Source organism: Bacillus sp. LR--39 (assembly GCF_053613335.1).
The window spans coordinates 1-688 of sequence record NZ_JBSIOT010000931.1; the positions used below are offsets into that span (position 1 = coordinate 1).

The 688-nt window shown below is 37.4% G+C and carries 1 protein-coding gene; it reads right to left on the reverse strand.

Features of this window, described 5'->3' with window-relative positions:
• Positions 1–518 (reverse strand): MCP four helix bundle domain-containing protein (locus ACWHAR_RS27550; RefSeq protein WP_452088495.1); only part of this gene is annotated, 518 nt, incomplete at its 3' end.
• Positions 519–688 lie beyond the last annotated feature (170 nt).

Below are 688 nucleotides of genomic sequence, written 5' to 3' on the forward strand. Positions count from 1 at the left end.
GCTGTGTTGCTGCCTTCTTGATTTAAGTCAACAAGCTGAGTGATTGTTTTTTTCATATCCTCAAAGCTGGCCTCAGTCTGAACCAATAAACCTCTTGCTTTGTCCATGTCATTCGTGCGGCCGCTTTCGATAATTTGCGCATGAATATCCATATAGGTATTCACTTCAGTTTGAAGCTGCTCGAACAGTTTCTGCTCTTTATCAGTGGAGATCGTTTTTTCGTAGTTATCGAGCTTTTGGTTAATGTCTTCCATGATTTGATTCATTTCTTGATCAAGTGTATCCATTTTACTTTTGTCTGTATAAATCAGAAAGTCCTTTTCTTTAGAAGACAGGTGCTCGGTTACATAATTAATTGAAGTGATTCCTTTGATGCCGTCAATCCATTTTGTGTTGATTTCATCTGTTTTTTGAATGATATGCTGCATATTAAGAACGCCTATTCCGCCTACAAGTAAATTGATCAGGATCAGTGTCAAAAATACCAGGCTGAATTTGCGGGAAATCGTCAGTCGCATATAGTGGTCTCCTTTAAAAACGTAATGTGTGGATGTACTATATATCGGCTGAGATATCTTTTTTTCACCTGGAAAATAAAAAACGGTTCTTTTCTCGTCTTTGAGATCAGAACCGTTTTAGTAATTAATTAAGAAAGAAAGGAAGGGTCAATCCATTCAGTCGCCCATTT